Consider the following 18,541-nt stretch of genomic DNA (forward strand, 5'->3'; position numbering starts at 1 on the left):
GGAGGATTAGCATGGAGATTTTGGTATGCGTCAAACGGGTACCCGATACCGCGGAGAACGAGATCGAGGTCAACGGCTCGGGCAGCGATATCGAACGTGACGACCTGGTGTACTCGGTCAACGAATGGGACAACTACGCCGTGGAAGAGGCGATTCAGATCCGCGATAACGTGGGCGGCAGCGTGACGGTGGTCACGGTGGGCGACGACGAGTCCGAAGAGGTGCTGCGCCGGGAAATGGCCATGGGCGCGGACAACGGGATTCTCTTGACCGACGATGCCTTCGAGGGCTCGGACGGCAAGGGCATCGCGACCCTGCTCAAGGCGGCGGTGGAAAAGGGCAAGTACGACCTGATCCTGACCGGCGCCCAGGCGGACGACGGTGCCGGGCAGGTGGGCGGCATGCTGGCGGCGATGCTGGACGTTCCCTACGCCTCGCTGGTGAACAAGATCGAGGTGGCTGGTGACAAGCTGAAGGTGGGCCGGGAGATCGAAGGCGGCAACCAGGAGATGAACGAAATATCCATGCCCTGCGTGCTGTCGATCCAGACCGGCATCAACGAGCCACGCTACGTGGGTATCCGCGGGATCCGCAAGGTGGCCTCGGTGGAGATTCCCGAACTGGGTGCCGGCGACCTGGGCGTGGACGCGGGCGTGGTGGGCGAAGGCGCCGCCAAGGTGAAACGGGTGGATTACTTCGTGCCTGAGCTGGGCGAGGGGGCCGAGATGCTCGAGGGCAGCACCGAAGAGATCATTGCCAAACTGATTGAACACCTGAAGGCCAAAGGAGGACTGAAATAATGGCTGACATCTACGCATACATCACCCACAGAAACGGCGTGGCCGACGATTCGGCCCTGGAACTGATTGAGGCCGCCAAGAAGATCGACGCTGGCGCGGCGGTAACCGCCATCGTGACCGGATCGGGCAGTGAGCTGGACCAGGTGGCCGATGCTGTGGCCGCGACCTATCCCAAAGTACTCAAATACGCAAGCGACGCACTGGCCTATCCCAACGCCGAAGTGGTGTGCAAACTGCTGGTGAACGTACTGCCCGCGGATGCGATCCTGCTGGTGGCCCACGACACCTTTGGCATGGACCTTTCCCCGGGCCTTTCGATCAAACTGGATTCGGCCTTTGTTTCCGACGTGGCCGACATCGAAGGCGTCGACGGCAGCACCTTGAAGGTGATCCGCCAGGAATACTCGGGCATGGTGAGCACCCATGTGACCTGCGACATTTCTGCCGGTGCGGTGATCAACGTGCGTCCGGGCTGCTTTGCGCCGGACGAGAGCAAGTCTGCCGGCGGGACCGTTGAGGACAAGTCCGGTGACGCCGGCGATCTTTCCACGGGCCGCACCTTCCTGGAAGTCGTGGAAGCCGAAGTCGGTGACGTGGACATCACCAAATCCGACGTGCTGGTCTCCGTGGGCCGCGGTATCGAGGACGAAGAGAACATCGAGATCGCCCAGGAACTGGCCGACGCCATGGGCGCGGTGGTCTCCTGCTCGCGTCCGATCGTGGACGCCAAATGGCTGGAGAAATCCCGCCAGGTGGGCACCAGTGGTCAGACGGTCAAGCCCAAGGTGTACATGGCCTGCGGCATCTCCGGCAGCTTCCAGCACATGGGCGGGATCAAGGGCTCGCCGTTCATCGTGGCGATCAACAAAAACGTCAAGGCCCCGATCTTCCAGGTGGCCGACGTGGGCATCGAGGCCGACATCCTCGAATTCTTGCCCGAGCTGACCGAGGCGATCGGCGAACTCTAAAACCAGTCTGGTAAGCAACGAAATTCGGCGGATTTCCGGTTTTGATCGGAATCCGCCGATTCAGTTTTCCGCGTCTTTTTCGTATCGGACGATGGGACTGCGGTGGTTGATTTCAGTGCCGCGATTCAAGAAAATCATCCCGGCAGTTGCCGTTGAGGACAATTGACACTATTTTCTGTGGTCAACACGCTGGTGCTCAACATCCCAGACATCGCGCGGGTGAGAATTTTGATCGATGGAGCGCCGGCAAAGACATTGAGCGGTCATTTATCACTTGGGTTCCCTTTAACTGCAGATATGCTGCTGACACGATGAAAAAAACAGACAAACTCAATAATATTCGCAATATCGGCATTATTGCCCATATCGACGCCGGAAAGACCACCGTCACCGAGCGAGTGCTATACTATACCGGGCGTTCCCATAAGATCGGCGAGGTCCACGACGGCGAAGCGGTGATGGACTGGATGGTCGACGAACAGGAACGCGGCATCACGATTACGTCCGCAGTCACCACCTGCCAGTGGAAAGGACGGGACATCCAGGTCATTGACACGCCCGGACACGTGGATTTTACCATTGAGGTTGAGCGATCCCTGCGCGTCTTAGATGGTGCCGTGGGCGTCTTTTGTGCCGTGGGTGGCGTGGAGCCGCAGTCGGAGACCGTTTGGAGGCAGGCTGATCGTTACAAAGTTCCCAAGATGGCCTTCATCAACAAGCTGGACCGGATCGGTGCCGATTTTTTCGGGACGGTTCAGATGATGCGGGACCGACTCAAGGCCGCGCCTTTGATCCTCCAGATTCCGGTAGGGACCGAAGACCAATTTTCCGGTGTCATCGATCTGATCGAAATGCAGCAAATCCGGTGGGATGACGACACCCTGGGGGCCAGTTTCAGCGTTGGCGAGATCGATGCCGAATTAAAAGACGATGCCGACATGTACCGCGAGCAACTGTTCGAGACCCTGGCCGAGGTGGACGATGGCATTATGGAGGCCTATCTGGCCGAAGAGCCCATCGACAACGCCACTATCGTGGACGCCATTCGCAAGGCCACCATCGCCTTGAAGCTCGTTCCCGTACTTTGCGGCAGCGCATTGAAAAACAAGGGCATTCAGCCGCTTCTGGATGCCATTGTCCAGTACCTGCCCAGCCCGCTGGATGTGCCGGCGATCAAGGGGGTTCATCCGGAAAGCGGTGAGACGATCCTTTGCCCCCCCGAAGAAAAAGCGCCCCTGGCGGCCCTGATCTTCAAAGTCTCCATGATTGAAGGCCGCAAACTCTCCTTTGTCCGGGTCTACAGCGGCAGGCTCAATGCCGGTAGCGACGTCTACAACCCCGGTCGCAATAAAAAAGAGAAGCTTTCCCGAATCCTTAAAATGCACGCCAACAAACGCGAACGGGTGGACAGTGTCGGCCCGGGGGCCATCGTCGGTGTGGTGGGGCTCAAGGATTCATCCACCGGCGAAACCCTGTGTCAGCCGGACCATCCCATCCTGCTGGAGCAGATGGATTTCTATGAACCGGTGATTTCTGTGGCTGTGGAACCCAAAACCCACAGCGACCAGGAGAAGCTGGTACAGGTGCTGGACAAGTTCATGGCCGAAGATCCGACCCTGCGGGTGCGCGAAGATCCGGATACCGGCCAGATGATCCTTTCCGGTATGGGTGAATTGCACCTGGAGATCATCACCAGTCGCATGCAGCGGGAGTTCAACACCCAGGTCAACGTGGGCAAGCCCCAGGTGGTTTACCGTGAAACCATCGAAACCCGTGCAACGGGCAGTGCCGTGTTCGACAAGGAGATGGCCGGCAATCGCCACTATGGTGAGGTGACCCTGACCCTCGAGCCGCTGCCCCGGGGTGAGGGAAACCGGTTCGCTTCACGATTGGCCGACGACGCACTGGCGCCGGCCCTGGTCAAGGCGGTGGAGAAAGGGGTCATGGAATCCCTTGAGAGCGGTATCCTCATGGGCTATCCGGTGGTTGATGTAAAAGCGACCCTTGACGCGGCCACGACACGGGAATCCGGCAACACGGAACTCGCCTTCACCGTGGCCGCTTCCATGGCCGTACGCGAGGCACTGAATCAGGGCAACGCGTTTTTGCTGGATCCCATCATGGCCGTTGAGGTCATTGTCCCCGAGGATTTCATGGGCGATGTGATCGGCGACCTCAACGCCCGCAACGGCAAGATTGAGGCCATCGAGCCCAAACTGGGCGTTCAGATCATCAAGGCCACGGTTCCCCTGAAACAGATGTTCGGTTACTCCACCAGCCTGCGTTCCGCCACCCAGGGCCGGGGAACCTTTTCGATGCAGTTTTCGCGTTTTGATCGCGGCTGATTCTGATCAATTAAGATCAATTAACACCGTTGCCCAAAAACCCCTCCTCAGCGAGCGGTTTTTCGTTGCCTTGGCCGGTATCCAAAACCAAAATTCGGTTGCTCCATCATCCGGCCTTTGATTTTTTGTCTTTCTTGGGGTCCAGATCTTCGATCTGCCGTTCAACCTGTTCCCGCTGGGCGTCGCTGGCGGCCAGTTTCATGGCCCGATTCAGATGGAAATTGGCATTTTCCCGATCCCCCTTCAGCCCATAGAACCGGCCCAGATTGTAGTGGGCCGCGAACATGTCTCCCAGGCGGCCGCTGCTCTCCCCCAGATAGTAATACGCCTGGGTGTAGTCTTCATGGTAGCGCACCAGATTGTCGAAGGTCTCCCGGGCTGCGGCCAGCTGCCCCAGTTCAAGCTGACTGCGGCCCAGGTAGAGCTGGCCTTCGGGATATGTTTCGGAGCGGCTGGCGGCCAGGGTGTTCAGGGCTTTTTTATACTGCCCGTCCTGAAAATAGATTTTGCCCAGATCCTGGAGCATGTGCGTGGCCATGGCGTTGCCCTCGATGGCCCGCTGCATGTGGTCGATGGCTTCATTCCATTTGCCGGAACGAGTCAAGGCCAGGGCGTAGCCGTAATGCGCCAGTGGGTCGCCTGGCGATGCGGCCACGCTCGACGCATAATAGGCCAGGGCACTTTTGGCGTCGGTGTAGAGGGCGACAATTCGCGTATGCGCCAGTGGAAATCCCCCCGTCTCGTCCCGTGCCGGGGCAGATTCGGTTCGGTTCTGGTGGAGCCAGTTGTCGATATAACTCATGCGGGCTTCCGCCGCCGGGTGCGTGGTCAGGTAGGTGGGAATCTGTTTGGATCCGTACCACTGCTTGCTGCGGATTTTCTGCAGGGAGGTCAGCAGGCCCTCACCAGTGTAGCCGGCCCCGGTCAGATAGCCCAGTCCCAGTTGATCGGCCTGGGTTTCGTTTTCACGGCTGTAGGCCAGCGCCGCCGTCTGGCCGGCGGCCACCGACCCCACGGTAAGGGCACTGGCGGCGGCACCGGCACCGCCGGCACCCAAGAGCACACCGGCAACCATGCCGGCCAGGCTGGCCATTCCGATTTTTTTGGAGCTTTCGATGCGCTGGGAGATGTGCCGGCAGACCACATGGGCAATTTCATGGCCGAGGATACCGGCCAGTTCCTCTTCGGACGCCAATGCGGCAAACAGGCCGCTGTTGATAAAAATGTGGCCGGCGGGCGTGGCAAAGGCGTTGTAGACATCCTCCTGGATCACGTAGAATTTGTACTTGAACGGCTGTGACGGGATGGCGGCCATGATGCGGTTGCCCACCGCATTGACATAATCCACAATCACCGGGTCGTCGATCAGGGTGTATGTGGTCTTGAGGACGGCCATGAACTCCTTGGCCAGTTCACGCTCCTCCTGGATGGTGATGCAGCGCCCTTCGGGTACGATGATCAGGCTTGTGCCGAAGAGAAATGCGCCGAGAGTTAAAACGGTAATAATTTTTTTATATATCAGCATATTGGGTTTCTTCCAGAACGTTTTGAGAGAGCTGTTTGAAGGCTTTTTCGATCTTAGGATGACACATTCTAATCTACTTTTCAAACAGCATGTTTTGTGTTAAAGCTGAGCGCCATGGCACAAATCATCTGCATCGCCAATCAGAAGGGGGGCGTGGGCAAAACCACCACGGCTGTCAACCTCTCCGCCGCACTGGCCGTTTGTGAAAAGCGGACCCTGCTGGTGGACTGCGACCCCCAGGCCAACGCCACGACGGGGGTGGGATTGGATAAATCCCATTTGATTAAAACCCTTTATCATGGAATGATCGGCGATGCCAGCGCGGATGCCGTTATTGTCGACAGTCAGATTGAGTTTCTCAAGGTGATGCCTGCGCGGGTCGAACTGATCGGCTTTGATGTGGAGATGATGGATCGGCCGGACCGGGAACAGGCCCTGCGGCACCTGCTGAAGCCGGTGGTGAAGGCGTTTGATTACATCATTATCGACTGTCCGCCATCCTTGAGTCTGCTTACCGTCAATGCCATGACCGCGGCCGACGCGCTTTTGATTCCGCTACAGTGTGAATTCTATGCCCTGGAGGGCCTCAGCCAGCTGGTTCAGACCTACCAGCGAATCAAAAGCGGCCTGAATCCGAAACTGAAAATTGCCGGTGTCCTGCTGACCATGTTTGACCGGCGTACCAATCTCAGCCACCAGGTGGCCGAAGATGCCGAAAGCCATTTCAAGACTCTGGTGTATAAAACAATGATTCCCCGCAATGTCCGTCTTGGCGAGGCACCCAGCTTCGGCCAGCCCATCCTGCTTTACGATGCCATGTCGGTCGGCGCCACCAGTTATTTTGCCCTGGCCAAGGAGATCCTGGCCGCGAATCATACCGGACATGCCTGACAGGTTATCCGGTAATGCTGAACATCCGGGTGTGTTCATTCCGATCCGGACCAGCCAACCCTCATTCAGGACATCGCATGCCAGATAATCCAAAAAACAGCAGCGCCGGACCCGGTGCCAAAAAAAGACGGAAAATGGCCCTGGGAAAGGGCCTTGATGCGTTGATTCCCGACCTGAGCGTTGTGGACGCGGTTTCCGGCGCATCCTCATCGAGACCCAAAGATTATTTTTTATGTGAAATCGACATGCTGCGGCCCAATCGCTACCAGCCGCGCCGCCAGTTCGCCGATGCGGAACTGGCCGAACTGGCCGAATCGATCCGCAGCCAGGGCATTATCCAGCCTCTTCTGGTGCGCCGGGACGATGTGGGCTATGAACTGGTGGCCGGCGAACGGCGACTGCGGGCCGCGGTTCTGGCCGGCCTGGACCGGGTGCCGGTGGTGGTCAGGGATATCTCTGACGCCAAAATGCTGGAGATTTCGATTGTCGAAAACATCCAGCGGGAAAACCTCAACCCCATGGAAGAAGCCGAGGCTTACCACCGGCTGATTACCGAATTCAGCCTGACCCAGGAGGAAGCCGCCGAGCGGGTGGGCAAAAGCCGCAGTGCGGTGGCCAACTTTCTGCGTTTGCGTCAGCTTCCCGACCCGATCCAGACGAGCATTCTGGAAGGGGCGCTCAGCATGGGGCATGCCCGGGCCCTCCTGGGGGCCGATACGCCGGCCAAACAGCAGGTGGCCTGGCGTGAGGTGATGGCCAAAAAACTCTCCGTGCGCGAAACCGAGGCTCTGATCAAACGCCTCAATGCCGAAGAAAAACCGGCGCAGGCCCCCGAACCGACGCCCGATCAGCGCTACTTCAACGATGTCTCCGAAGATTTGTCCCGGCACTTCGGCACCCGGGTGCGCATCCAGCGCAAGGGCAAGAAAGGGCGCGTCGAAATCGATTTTTTCAGCGACGATGACCTGGACCGGTTGCTGGGGATGCTGCGCAACGGCTGATCGGATGAGGATTCTTCCCAAACCGTTACCCGCGTTGACGCGGTCATTGATGCTTTAAATTCATGGCGATCCATATTATTATCGATGGTTACAACCTGATCCGCCAATCCGGTGATTTGGCCGGACTGGACCGTCAGGATCTGCAACTGGGCCGTGACGCCCTGGTGGATCTTCTGGCGGCGTATAAAAAAATCAAACATCATAAAATCACCATCGTTTTCGACGGAACCGACGAACCCTCCCTGTACGGCTCCCGGGATCACGCCAAGGGGATTGCCATTCGTTACTCCAGCGGCGGTGAGAGTGCCGACGATGTGATCCGGCGTATGGCACGGCGTGAAAAGGAAAAGGCGCTGGTGGTCAGCAGTGACCGTGAGGTCATGGACGCCGCCGAGGCGGCCGGAGCGACGGTGATGACCTCGCCGGCCTTTGAGGATAAGATCGCCATGGCCCGGTATCTGTCGGTCAAGGGGGATGGAGAGCCGATCGAGTCTACAGGATGGGTCCCGACCACCCGTAAGAAAGGTCCCGGCCGGCGGCTGCCCAAGCGCAAACGCAAGACGAGGCAGCGGATGGAGAAGCTGTAGGGACGTAAAGATAAGGCCCATCATTTTTTCAGTCCGCTCCCGGAGCATCTGGCGCTGGATGCGGGTTGCCGGCCGGTTACAAGCATGAGGAGTCCGTATGGCTGAAGTGTTTTTTCCGAAAAAAATATGTGTCATCGACGGGCAGGGGGGCGGCATCGGCAGCACGATCATCCGCAAAATCAAGGAGCATTTCAACGAGTCGGTGGAAATTATCGCCCTGGGGACCAATGCCATTGCCACCGCCCAGATGCTCAAGGCCAGGGCCAATCGCGGGGCCTCTGGGGAAAATGCCATTGTGCAGACGGTGTCCCGGGTGGATGTGGTGATCGGCACCATGGGGATTCTGCTGGCCCATTCCATGATGGGGGAGGTGACACCGAGGATGGCTGCGGCGGTCTCCGGCTCTGCGGCCAGAAAACTGATTTTGCCGCTCTCCCAGGAGAATGTGGCTGTTGTCGGCGTGTCGGATGAGCCGTTGCCGCATTTGGTGGAGCGGTTGATTCTTGATTACCTGAAGCCGATTGTCAGCACCGAATAACGACGGATTCGTAAAATAATAGATCACAACCGGAAAAAAAGGATAACAACCATGTGCGAAGCCAACGCCTATCTCATCACCGATGGCGGTGAAACCCTGGTCATGGAGGCGGTGGACGAAGTCTCGCCCGAGAAGGACGGGCTGAAACTGGTCAATATCTTCGGCGAACAAAAATTTCTGCGGGCCGCGGTCCACTCCCTCTCCCTGGTCGATCACAAGGTGTTTCTCAGGGAACTGGCCCCATAAGCGTTCATGAAGATCGAGATTGCCAAAACCGCCGGTTTTTGCATGGGCGTCCGTCGGGCCGTGGAACTGGCCCTGGACGCACCGGGCAAGCATGCCGCGCCCATTTACACCTACGGGCCGCTGATCCACAATCCCCAGGTGCTTGCCCTGTTTGCCGAAAAAGGGATTCGCGTATTGAACGAAATCCCGGAGCGGGGCTGCGGCACCGTCCTGATCCGGGCCCATGGTGTGCCGCCGGCGGATAAAAAACGGCTCTCGGCGGCCGGATTCAATGTTGTGGACGCCACCTGCCCGCGGGTCATCCGGGTGCAGACCATCATTCGCGTGCATGCCCGCAAGGGCTTTGACACCATTATTGTCGGCGACCGGGATCATCCGGAGGTGGTCGGGCTGATGGGATACGCCGGGGTCTCCGGTCACGTGGTCAGCACCCAGGCGGATCTTGATGCGCTGCCGGCCTTCGACCAGGCCATCATCGTGGCCCAGACCACCCAGAACATGCGTTTTTACGAAACGATCAAAGCCTGGGCCGCCGAAACCCACCCCCATTACAAAGCCTTTGATACGATCTGCGATTCAACCGAAAAACGTCAGGCAGAGGTCAAACGGCTGGCCGAAGGGGTGGATGCCGTGATTGTCGTGGGTGGGCGTCAGAGTGGCAACACCCGACGGCTGGCGGAGATCGCCGCCGACAGCGGTAAGCCGACGTTCCATGTGGAGACCGAAGCGGAGCTGGGCGGCTGCGGCCTGGATGGGCTTGGGACCGTGGGCATTACCGCCGGTGCCTCCACTCCCAACTGGATTATCAAGCGGGTCTACCGTGAGCTGGAACGTCTGCCGGCCACCCGGTCCAGCGACGCCTTCGGTGAATGTTTCCGGATCGTTCAGCCCCTGCTGCTGACCAACGGGTATGTGGCCCTGGGTGCCGGTTGCCTGGCCTTTGCCTGTTCACGCCTTATGGGGATCACACCGGCCTCGGCCCCGGTGGCTGCGGCCATGCTCTACGTGCTCTCCATGCACCTGTTGAACCACCTCACCGGTACGGCCGAGGATCAATACAACGATCCCGAGCGGGCTCGGTTCTACGAAACCCACCGGTTGCGGCTGTCCGCCCTGGCCATTGCCGCCGGCGCCGCGGGAATCCTGTGTGCCGCAATGATGGGTACGACGGCCTTTGTGATTCTTTTATTAATGAGTCTTTTGGGACTCACCTACAACCTTTACCTGGTCCCGGCCGGGCTGGATTTCCGATTCCGGCGCATCAAGGATATTCCGGGTTCCAAAACGATCCTTATCGCCGCGGCTTGGGGGGTGGTGGTGGCACTTTTGCCCGGCATCGCGGCAAAACGATACCTTTCCGCCGATATCCTGCTGGTGTTTGCCTGGGCCACCGGACTGGTTTTTTCGCGCACCGCATTTTTCGACCTTCTGGATGTCCAGGGGGATCGTATGGTGGGTAAAGAAACCCTGCCCATTTTGCTCGGTGGTGTTAAAACCGTCGTTCTCCTGAAAGGGATCCTCACCGCCGCCATCCTCCTGGTCGCGTTGGCCGCCGCCGTCGGACTGGTCGCTCCACTCGGGTTTCTCCTGACCCTTTGTCCGGGGATCATGCTGGTTCTGGTGACGGCCCATGAGCAGGGCCGCATGCTGCCCGGCATGCGATTGGAGTTTCTGGTGGAAAGCCTTTTCCTGCTCTCCGGTCTGTTGACCCTGCTGGTGGGCTGGTTCTGACCGGGACCGCACCGGCACTCATTTTTCCCCGTCCATTTCCACCGGCAGTAACGGCGACAGGTCATCGCCCGATGGAGGATTTCATGGTCATGCAAACCCCCGTTAACCCCGAATTGCAGCTTGCCGGCGCCTATGTGCGCGATACCGGGTGCCATATTTTCCTGACCGGCAAGGCCGGAACGGGAAAGACCACTTTTTTGCATTCGCTGAAAACCGACAGCCCCAAACGGCTGGTGGTGACCGCTCCCACAGGCGTGGCAGCCATCAATGCCGGCGGGGTGACCCTGCATTCGTTCTTTCAGCTTCCCTTCGGCCCTTTTTTGCCCGGCAGTGAAGCGACCCATTCCCAGTACCGTTTCAGCCGGGAGAAGGTCGACATCATCAAAAACCTGGATCTGCTGGTCATTGATGAGATCAGCATGGTGCGTGCCGACCTGCTCGACGGGGTCGACAGCGTCCTGCGGCGCTACCGGCGCCGCGAGCAGCCTTTCGGTGGCGTGCAACTGCTGATGATCGGCGACCTCTACCAGCTGCCGCCGGTGGTCCGGGACGAGGATTGGCAGCTGCTTTCGGACTATTATGCCACGCCCTATTTTTTCGGCAGCCAGGCCCTTCAGCAGAGCGAACTGATCACGATCGAACTCAAGCATATCTATCGCCAGGCCGACGGCCATTTTATCAACCTGCTCAACCAGGTCCGCAATGCCCGGGTTGATCCGGCGGCAATGGATGAACTCAATGCCCGGCACATTCCCGGCTTCGAACCCGACGCCGGGGAGGGCTATATCACCCTGTGTACCCATAACCGCAACGCCGATGCCATCAACGATGCCCGGCTGGCCGCCATCACGGGCAAGACCCATACCTTCAAGGCGGAAATCGATGGGGATTTTCCCGAGCACACCTATCCGACGGCCGGATCCCTGGAGCTGAAAAAGGGGGCCCAGGTGATGTTCGTGCGCAACGACCTCTCCCCTGAAAAACGCTATTTCAACGGCAAGATCGGCACGATTACGGACATCTCGTCCAAACACATCCGCATCCGCTGCCCGGAGGATGCGGCGCTGATCGAGGTTGAACCGATCACCTGGGACAACATCGAATATAAGCTCAACCGGGAAACCCAGGAGATCTCCGAGAACAAGATCGGCGAGTTCAAACAGTATCCCCTGCGCCTGGCCTGGGCCGTGACCATCCACAAGAGTCAGGGACTCACCTTTGACCGGGCCATCATCGACGCCCAGGCCGCCTTTGCCCACGGGCAGGTTTACGTGGCCCTGAGCCGTTGCCGGACCTTAGACGGCATTGTGCTTTCCACCCCGCTTTCCACGCGGGCCATCAAAACCGATGCGGCGGTGCGCCAGTTCAGCCAGCAGGGTAGAGAGACGCCGCCCACCCCGGAGCAGCTCGAGGCGGCCAGGATCCAGTACCAGCAGCGCCTGTTGCTGGAATGTTTCGATTTCGGGCGGTTGCGCCGGCACCTGCGCCGGCTGGTGTCCCTGCTGTTCGGCAATGCCAGCGTGGTGCATTTTAGCGGCATCGACGATTTGGGGGCGCTGCAGCGGCAGACCGAAGTGGACATCAGCAGCGTTGGCGACAAGTTCGGCCGCCAGTTGCAGGGGCTTTTTTCAAGCGCCGGGCTTCCTTCGGCCGACCCGGCGATTCTGGAACGGATTGCCAAGGCGTCGGCCTATTTCCAGGAAAAGCTGGCCGCCGGCCCGGCTCGGCTGATTCCTGAACTGACCATTGATACGGACAACCAGGCACTTTTGAAAAAGATCAATCAGGCCCGTCGCTTGGCGCTGCAATCGATCCAGGAAAAGCTGGCCGCTGTCGGCAGCTGTGCCGACGGATTCTCTCCGGCCGTTTATTTCCGGGCGGTTTCCGGGGCTGAAACCGAGCGTGCGCCGCAGAAGAAGAAAACCGAGAAGGCGGCGGTCACTTACCGGGAATCGGACATCGCCCATGCCGATCTGTTTCAGCGCTTAAAAAACTGGCGCAGCCGCAAAGCCGGTGAATCGGGGGTGCCCGCCTTTCAGGTGATGCATCAGAAACCCCTGGTTCAGATCGCCGTGCACCTGCCCGATACCCTGGACGCAATGAAACAGATCCGGGGAATCGGTCCCCAGCTGGCCAAACGGTATGGGGAGGAACTGGTTGCCATGGTGGCCGATTACCGCCGGCAGCACAACATCGAAACGGTGACGCTGCCGGACCCGCCGCCGCAGGAGGCAAAAAGACAGGCGCCGCCATCTTCCCGGGACGGGGGTACCCGCCAGGTGAGCCTGGAACTGTTCGAAAAGGGGGCGACCTTGGACCAGATTGCCGAAACCCGCGGGTTGGCGGTATCCACCATAGAGGGGCACATGGCCCACCACGTGGAAACGGGAACCGTGGCCGTGGAGCGCCTGGTTCCGTCAGCCGAAAAGCGTAGGGTCATCCAAGCGGCTTTTGACCAGGCCGGGGCCGCGTCGTTGCGGACGGTCAAGGAGATCATGGGAGAGGCGACCAGCTACGCCGAGCTTAAATTCGTCCAGGCTCACCTGAAATTCCTGTCGGCCGATGGTGACAACCGTCAATCCGCTGCATCAGCGGGTCCAATCGGTGATCGTACCCCTGCTGATGAAAGTTGACGGCCTGGATCGGTCATTTTTTGCCCAGGTAACACCCGTCGTAATCCAATGTGCACAGCGGTGTCTGTTCGGCATTGAAAATGGCGTTGACCACCTCGCCCACAAAGAGGGTGTGGTTGCCCGGCGCCAGGTGCTGGGTGATCCGGCATTCCAGGCAGCCGATGCAGTCGGTCAGGATCGGGCAGCCGGTCGTTCCGTCGCTCCAGGCGATGGCGTCGAATTTTTCCCGGGCCACCGGGCCCTTGAAGCGGGCCAGCAGATCGCGCTGTCGCTTATCGATGATATGCAGGGCAAAATGGCCGCTCTTGACGAGCAATTCGTGGGAATAGCGGTTGGGGTGGACGGCCACCATGAAGAGCGGCGGGTCGAAAGAGACCTGGCTTACCCAGGAGGCGATCATGCCGTTGATCGTCTCGCCGGCGCGTGTGGTGAGCACGTAGATGCCATAGGTCATGTGGGCCATGTTTTTCAAAAGGGCGTCTTGCATGATTTACTCCTGTTGGATGTAAAGGAGGTCCTGTTCGGTCAGTGTCAACCGTTCCAGGCCATCGGCGGTGACCCGGTAGTCATCCTCAATGCCGACGGTGCCTAAGGCCGGAAAGATGAACTTGGGTTCCAGGGCGAAGACCATGCCTTCCTGAACCGGCAGGTTGAAGCGGGGGGCCATGACGGGAAGTTCGTCAATTTCGAGGCCGATGCCATGCCCCAAAAAATTGACCTGCCCTTCGCCATGACCCATGAAGTGGGCGGCCAGCCCATGTGCATCGGCAATGGTTTTGGCCATCGTATAAATCTCCGAACAGGCGATCCCCGGCCGGATTTCCGCTTCCAGCTGTTTCAGGATTTCGACGCTGCAGGCATGCGCCCTTGCCAGGGTCGCATCGAGTTTTCCGATCACCAGGGTACGGGTCTGATCGCTGTGATAGCCGTTGATCGCTACCCCATGATCGATATAGATCGGCTGGTTCCTGACCACCCGCCCGAAGCTGGCCCCCTGGGGCATGGCCGGGGTGATACCGATCCCGTTGACCGGGGTCTCACAACAGGAGAGCCCGGCCCCGGTCTCTCCGACCAGTACATGGGCGGTTGGCATCTCCTGGTTCCACCCGCGTATGCGCATGACGCCCATGTGGCCTCCCCGACGGGCAAGGCCGGCCAGCAGGCCGTCCACCTCGATTTCAGGCATGCCTTCGCGGATCCGCCCGCGGATTTCCCGGTAGTCCCCATCAACCACGGTGGTGGCCCGTCGGATCTGTTCGATCTCATAGGCTGACTTGATCATTCTTTGGCTGCGGATGGCGGGGGAGACATCGACAAACGCGGTTTGCGGGAATTTCTTGAGAAACCAGATGTACTGGGCCGCCGGCAGGACATCCAGCTCCAGGCCCACCCGTTTGAAGGCGCCATGACCCAGATCGGCCAACAGCGGCAATATTGCCTCGCGTCCGCTCAACGGGTAAACCCCTTCGAGGGGGGACTCGTTGCGGGCGCGCTGAAAACTCTTGATGACCATCAACGCCGGCTCTCCGCTGGCAGGCACGAACAGAATCGCACGCTGAAGGGTGCCGCTGAAGTAATAGACATCGACATTCTGAAGCAGAAACGCGCCGTCAAGCGATTCCGCAACCAGCGATTCCTGAAGTGCCGTGATGCGGGATTGGATATCCTTCCCCGGAACCCGCTCCAGCCCGTAGTCCGATCGTGCGTGCTGTGCTTCCATTTTCCACTCCTCCGCCAACCATTTTCGTGCCGGTCATCTTGCGAATGCCGGGACCACCGTTCCAATTGTCAACTTTTCAAGTGTGAATTCGAAACCGTTATCCGACCTTCCGGGGATCTTAGCGGGGCAAGGCCGTTTTGTCAAAGCTCATTTTTCGTTTCCGTCGATAACATCCCGAGCTGTACGGCCCAACTCATTTTTGCTGATTGGTTTGAAAAGCAGCGCCCGAATCCCGGCGGCAGAGACTTTTTCGGGGGTGATCGCGTCACTGTACCCGGTACACAGGATGATGCGGGTGGAAGGGTGGATCGCCATCATCCGCCTGGCCAGATGGTATCCGGTCATGTGGGGCATGGTCTGGTCGGTAATCACGAGATCGAATGCATCCGCTGCGTGCTGAAAGATCTCGAGTGCTTCCAGGCTGCCGTTGACCGCCGTTACCTGGTAACCCATCGATTCAAGCATGCTTTTCCCCAGATTCAGGAGCGTTGTTTCGTCATCGATCAGAAGGACCCGCTCATTACCGCCCGGCGCCGTATAGGACTGAAACACCTTTTTTTCGGTGTCCGATACCACCCTGGGCAAAATGACCGTGAAGCTCGTCCCCTGGCCGGGATGGCTCTGTACGGTGATGTCGCCGCCATGGTCCTTGACGATGCCATGCACCACGGCAAGGCCCATGCCGGTCCCTTTCTCTTTCTCCTTGGTGGTGAAAAAAGGCTCGAAGATGCGGTGGATAACGGCAGGATGGATACCCGTTCCGGTGTCGGCTATTTTAAGCTCCAGGAATGGTCCGGGGGAAACCCCATGATAGCCTTCCAGTTGTTCCGGGGTAAGGTCGATCGGGGCCAGGGTGATGTCGAGCACACCGCCCCCCACGGACATGGCATGGGCGGCGTTGGTGCACAGGTTCATTACGATCTGATGCATCTGGGTGAGGTCGGCATTGACCATGCCGGCGTTGTCATCGATGTGCTGCCGGATTTCAATGGTGCTCGGCAGGGTCGAGCGCAGCAGTTTGGCCTCCTCTTTGACAATTGCGGCAAGGGGAATCGGCTTTCTCTCTTCCCGGCTTTTGCGGCTGAAGGTGAGGATCTGGCGCACAAGATCTTTCGCCCGCATGGCCGATTTGAGAACCTGTTGCAGATAGCCGCATGTGCGGTCGTCACAAGCGATATCGTCGATGGCCAGTTCGCTGTAGCCGATGATACTGCCGAGAATGTTGTTGAAATCGTGGGCGATTCCACCCGCCAGGGTTCCGATGGCTTCCATCTTCTGGGTCTGCTTGATTGTTTCTTCCATTCGTTTGCGTTCGGTAATATCGTAAAAAATGCCCAGAATGCCGGATACATTGCCTTTGGGCTCGTGAAGCGGGACTTTGCTGGTGATGACTGTTTTTTTTTGTCCGTCTGCCCGGGTCAGGACCTCTTCGATATCTACCATGGCGGTGCCCGTCTCGACGATCTGCCTGTCGATTTGACGGTAGGCATCCGATTCGGTTTTTTCCCATGGCAGGTCATCGTCGCTTTTGCCGACCACCTCTGCCGGTGTGGTCAGACCGGCCATCCGGGCAAAGGCCGCATTGCAGCCCATAAAGATCGATTCCCGGTCTTTCCAGAAGATGTGGTGCGGAACGTTGTTTAAAATGTTGTTGAGCAGTTCGGTCTGGTTGGCCAGTTCCCGCTCGGCCTGTTTGCGCTCGTCGATTTCGGCTTGCAGGCCGTTGCGGGCTTTCTCCAGTTTTGCTGCCATGGTATTGATTTCATGGACCAGTTGTTCGATTTCGTCGCCGGTGGTCAGGGCGAGACGATAATCCAGCTCTCCGCGACCGATACGCTTTACCCCGTTTTTCAGGGCGTAAAGGGGTTTTGATATGAACCGGGAGAGAAACAGCGCCAGGCCGACGGGAACTGTTGCCAGCATAATGATGCCAACAATCAGCATGAGCATGCGATACGAATGCAGTTCGGCACGGATTTTTTTATCGGAAAGTCCGAAGTGCAATATCGTTTCCGCCGGGGCGCCAAGTTTCACCCGGATGTGGTAGATGAGATCGCCCTGGTTATTGGCGACCGGCGTGATGATGGCGGTGTCGGGCGTGTTGATGGCGCCCAGGCGCAGCAGTCCTTTGGGTACCCCGGTTTCGAAGGTGTGGACCAGAATTTCGGCCGCCTTTTCGGCAAAAATGTAGTCGACGGAGGGATTGACCTGAAGAATGGATTGGTAGAAACGGTAGAGTTCGACGCGATCGTTTCTCAGGATGTAATTCTCCGATTTCAGTGCCGCCAGTCGGGCCAGCATCCTGGCGAAGCGGAGGTGCGTCTGCATGTGATGATTCGAGATCCAGAAATGCGCAGCAATGACCATTCCACTGATAATCAGCGCTGTGGATAGAAAGACGGTGATAAATATTTTGGTGGCAAATTTCATACGGTGATCATTTAGCGCCTGTTGGATTCGAGGAACCTTTGCAGTTTTCGAACCGTTGTATATTGCTCCGGATCGCCTTCGGTAAAACGATCGATTTTCAGGCTCGCCAGAATCGCTTTGCCGGCCTGGTCCTGATGGATGGAGAGAAAAATGGTCTTGAGTTTCTTTTTAATCGCCGGATCCATCGCCGGATGTACCACAACGGGGGGGATGCCGTAGGGTGGTGATTTCTCGATCACGATGGTCTCTGCCGTGGCGGACGGATGGGCGGCCTGCATGAATTCATAGATCAATGAATCCACTGCCGCGCCATCGGCGAGTCCATCGGCCACTGCCTGGATCGAATTGTCATGGCTGTATGTGAAAAATGTTTTCCCAAAAAAGGTCTCCGGCGTCTCACCGCGCACGGCCAGGTAGTAGGTCGGCACCAGGTATCCGGTGTTGGAAAGCGGGTCGGTAAAGGCGAAGGTTTTGCCCCTCAGATCAGCAAGGGAGGCGAGACCGCTTTTCCGGGATACGATGAAGTTGGCGTAATAGACGGTTTTCCCGTGACAGATCGGAACCGCGATGATCTGCATGCCAAAGTCTTCTCTCCCGCGTACATACGGGCCCGAGCAGACAAAGGCCACATCGAGCTCTTTTTGTTTGAGCATGGCATTGACCTGGGAATAGGTCTTTTTTTGTACGAACGTCACCGTCCGGTCCATGCGTTCACCAATCAGGGTCAGCAGGGAGATGTAGTAGCGGTAGGTATATTTGGGCGAAATCATGGCGGCGACGGCAATCCGTAGCGTCGCGCGGCTGGCCGGGGAGTCCGGTTTTGCGATAACGTCGGTAAAGTCAATGGGGACCGGCGGCTTATCGATTTCCCGCATCCCCTCATCTCCGGAGACGATGGACGCCGGGAACATGACCGATATCAGAAGGGGAATGACAAACAGACGCAACACATGATGGAGGAGACGCATCGCATTTTCTTTTCGGCAGCCTCGGGGGCCTGCGGTCTTTTTATCAAACGGTTTGGGGGGGGGGCAATCGCCGGAGAAATCAATATTGAACGTTGCGTCTCGTTTTCTCGGTCCCTAAACGGATGTCGGGCCGATGCGGCACAGAAGGAATCGCCAGG

The 18,541-nt window shown here is 58.4% G+C and carries 15 protein-coding genes; 10 read left to right on the forward strand and 5 right to left on the reverse strand.

All coding sequences use genetic code 11. The features are described from left to right. The first annotated feature begins 11 nt into the window (after positions 1–11). The 3 genes from GN112_RS27730 to fusA all read left to right on the forward strand — a co-directional run bounded on the left by GN112_RS27730 (position 12) and on the right by fusA (position 4,113). Entirely contained in the window at positions 12–800 is a 789-nt protein-coding gene (locus GN112_RS27730; RefSeq protein ID WP_155313132.1) for an electron transfer flavoprotein subunit beta/FixA family protein, read from the forward strand. Continuing rightward, on the forward strand, positions 800–1,768 hold the full coding sequence (locus tag GN112_RS27735; RefSeq protein WP_155313133.1) for an electron transfer flavoprotein subunit alpha/FixB family protein: 969 nt from the start codon (positions 800–802) through the stop codon (positions 1,766–1,768). The genes GN112_RS27730 and GN112_RS27735 overlap by 1 nt, the downstream gene beginning before the upstream one ends. 311 nt (positions 1,769–2,079) lie before the next feature. Next, the gene (fusA, locus tag GN112_RS27745; protein WP_155313135.1) at positions 2,080–4,113 is read left to right on the forward strand and encodes an elongation factor G; all 2,034 of its coding nucleotides are present in this window, start codon (positions 2,080–2,082) and stop codon (positions 4,111–4,113) included. Positions 4,114–4,219: 106 nt separating this feature from the next. Here the strand turns inward: fusA and GN112_RS27750 are convergent, their stop codons facing one another. Then, on the reverse strand, positions 4,220–5,638 hold the full coding sequence (locus GN112_RS27750) for a M48 family metallopeptidase (protein ID WP_155313136.1): 1,419 nt from the start codon (positions 5,636–5,638) through the stop codon (positions 4,220–4,222). A 114-nt stretch (positions 5,639–5,752) separates the two neighbouring features. Here GN112_RS27750 and GN112_RS27755 point away from each other — a divergent pair, with 114 nt between their 5' ends. The 7 genes from GN112_RS27755 (at position 5,753) to GN112_RS27785 (ending at position 13,265) form a co-directional block, all read left to right on the forward strand. Next, entirely contained in the window at positions 5,753–6,529 is a 777-nt protein-coding gene (locus tag GN112_RS27755) for a ParA family protein (protein ID WP_155313137.1), read from the forward strand. A 77-nt stretch (positions 6,530–6,606) separates the two neighbouring features. Beyond that, positions 6,607–7,530 (forward strand): ParB/RepB/Spo0J family partition protein, encoded by a 924-nt coding sequence (locus GN112_RS27760; RefSeq protein WP_155313138.1) that lies wholly within the window; start codon positions 6,607–6,609, stop codon positions 7,528–7,530. 62 nt (positions 7,531–7,592) lie between these two features. Next, positions 7,593–8,117, forward strand: coding sequence for an NYN domain-containing protein (locus GN112_RS27765; protein ID WP_155313139.1), 525 nt, complete (start codon positions 7,593–7,595; stop codon positions 8,115–8,117). A gap of 97 nt (positions 8,118–8,214) precedes the next feature. Next, positions 8,215–8,655: a DUF3842 family protein gene (locus GN112_RS27770; RefSeq protein ID WP_155313140.1), complete on the forward strand. Its 441-nt coding sequence runs from the start codon at positions 8,215–8,217 to the stop codon at positions 8,653–8,655. Positions 8,656–8,706: 51 nt separating this feature from the next. Then, a complete protein-coding gene (locus GN112_RS27775) occupies positions 8,707–8,901 on the forward strand; it encodes a CooT family nickel-binding protein (RefSeq protein ID WP_155313141.1) in 195 nt (64 codons plus the stop codon). 6 nt (positions 8,902–8,907) lie between these two features. After that, positions 8,908–10,632, forward strand: coding sequence for a 4-hydroxy-3-methylbut-2-enyl diphosphate reductase (ispH, locus tag GN112_RS27780; protein ID WP_155313142.1), 1,725 nt, complete (start codon positions 8,908–8,910; stop codon positions 10,630–10,632). 89 nt (positions 10,633–10,721) lie between these two features. Further along, positions 10,722–13,265, forward strand: a complete 2,544-nt coding sequence (locus tag GN112_RS27785) for a helix-turn-helix domain-containing protein (protein WP_155313143.1) — start codon at positions 10,722–10,724, stop codon at positions 13,263–13,265. A 13-nt stretch (positions 13,266–13,278) separates the two neighbouring features. On the opposite strand, the gene GN112_RS27790 is transcribed toward GN112_RS27785, so the two are convergent. The 4 genes from GN112_RS27790 to GN112_RS27805 form a co-directional block, all read right to left on the reverse strand. Beyond that, complete coding sequence (locus GN112_RS27790; RefSeq protein WP_155313144.1) at positions 13,279–13,752, reverse strand: flavin reductase family protein; 474 nt, start codon at positions 13,750–13,752, stop codon at positions 13,279–13,281. 3 nt (positions 13,753–13,755) lie between these two features. Then, complete coding sequence (locus GN112_RS27795) at positions 13,756–14,985, reverse strand: M24 family metallopeptidase (RefSeq protein WP_155313145.1); 1,230 nt, start codon at positions 14,983–14,985, stop codon at positions 13,756–13,758. A 147-nt stretch (positions 14,986–15,132) separates the two neighbouring features. Then, positions 15,133–17,415 carry a hybrid sensor histidine kinase/response regulator gene (locus tag GN112_RS27800; RefSeq protein WP_155313146.1) on the reverse strand — a complete coding sequence of 761 codons (2,283 nt, stop codon included), beginning with the start codon at positions 17,413–17,415 and terminating at the stop codon, positions 15,133–15,135. An 11-nt stretch (positions 17,416–17,426) separates the two neighbouring features. Continuing rightward, on the reverse strand, positions 17,427–18,383 hold the full coding sequence (locus tag GN112_RS27805) for a substrate-binding domain-containing protein (RefSeq protein WP_197743423.1): 957 nt from the start codon (positions 18,381–18,383) through the stop codon (positions 17,427–17,429). Positions 18,384–18,541 lie beyond the last annotated feature (158 nt).

The sequence above is a fragment of the Desulfosarcina ovata subsp. ovata genome (genome assembly GCF_009689005.1).
In the GTDB taxonomy this organism is placed as follows: domain Bacteria; phylum Desulfobacterota; class Desulfobacteria; order Desulfobacterales; family Desulfosarcinaceae; genus Desulfosarcina; species Desulfosarcina ovata.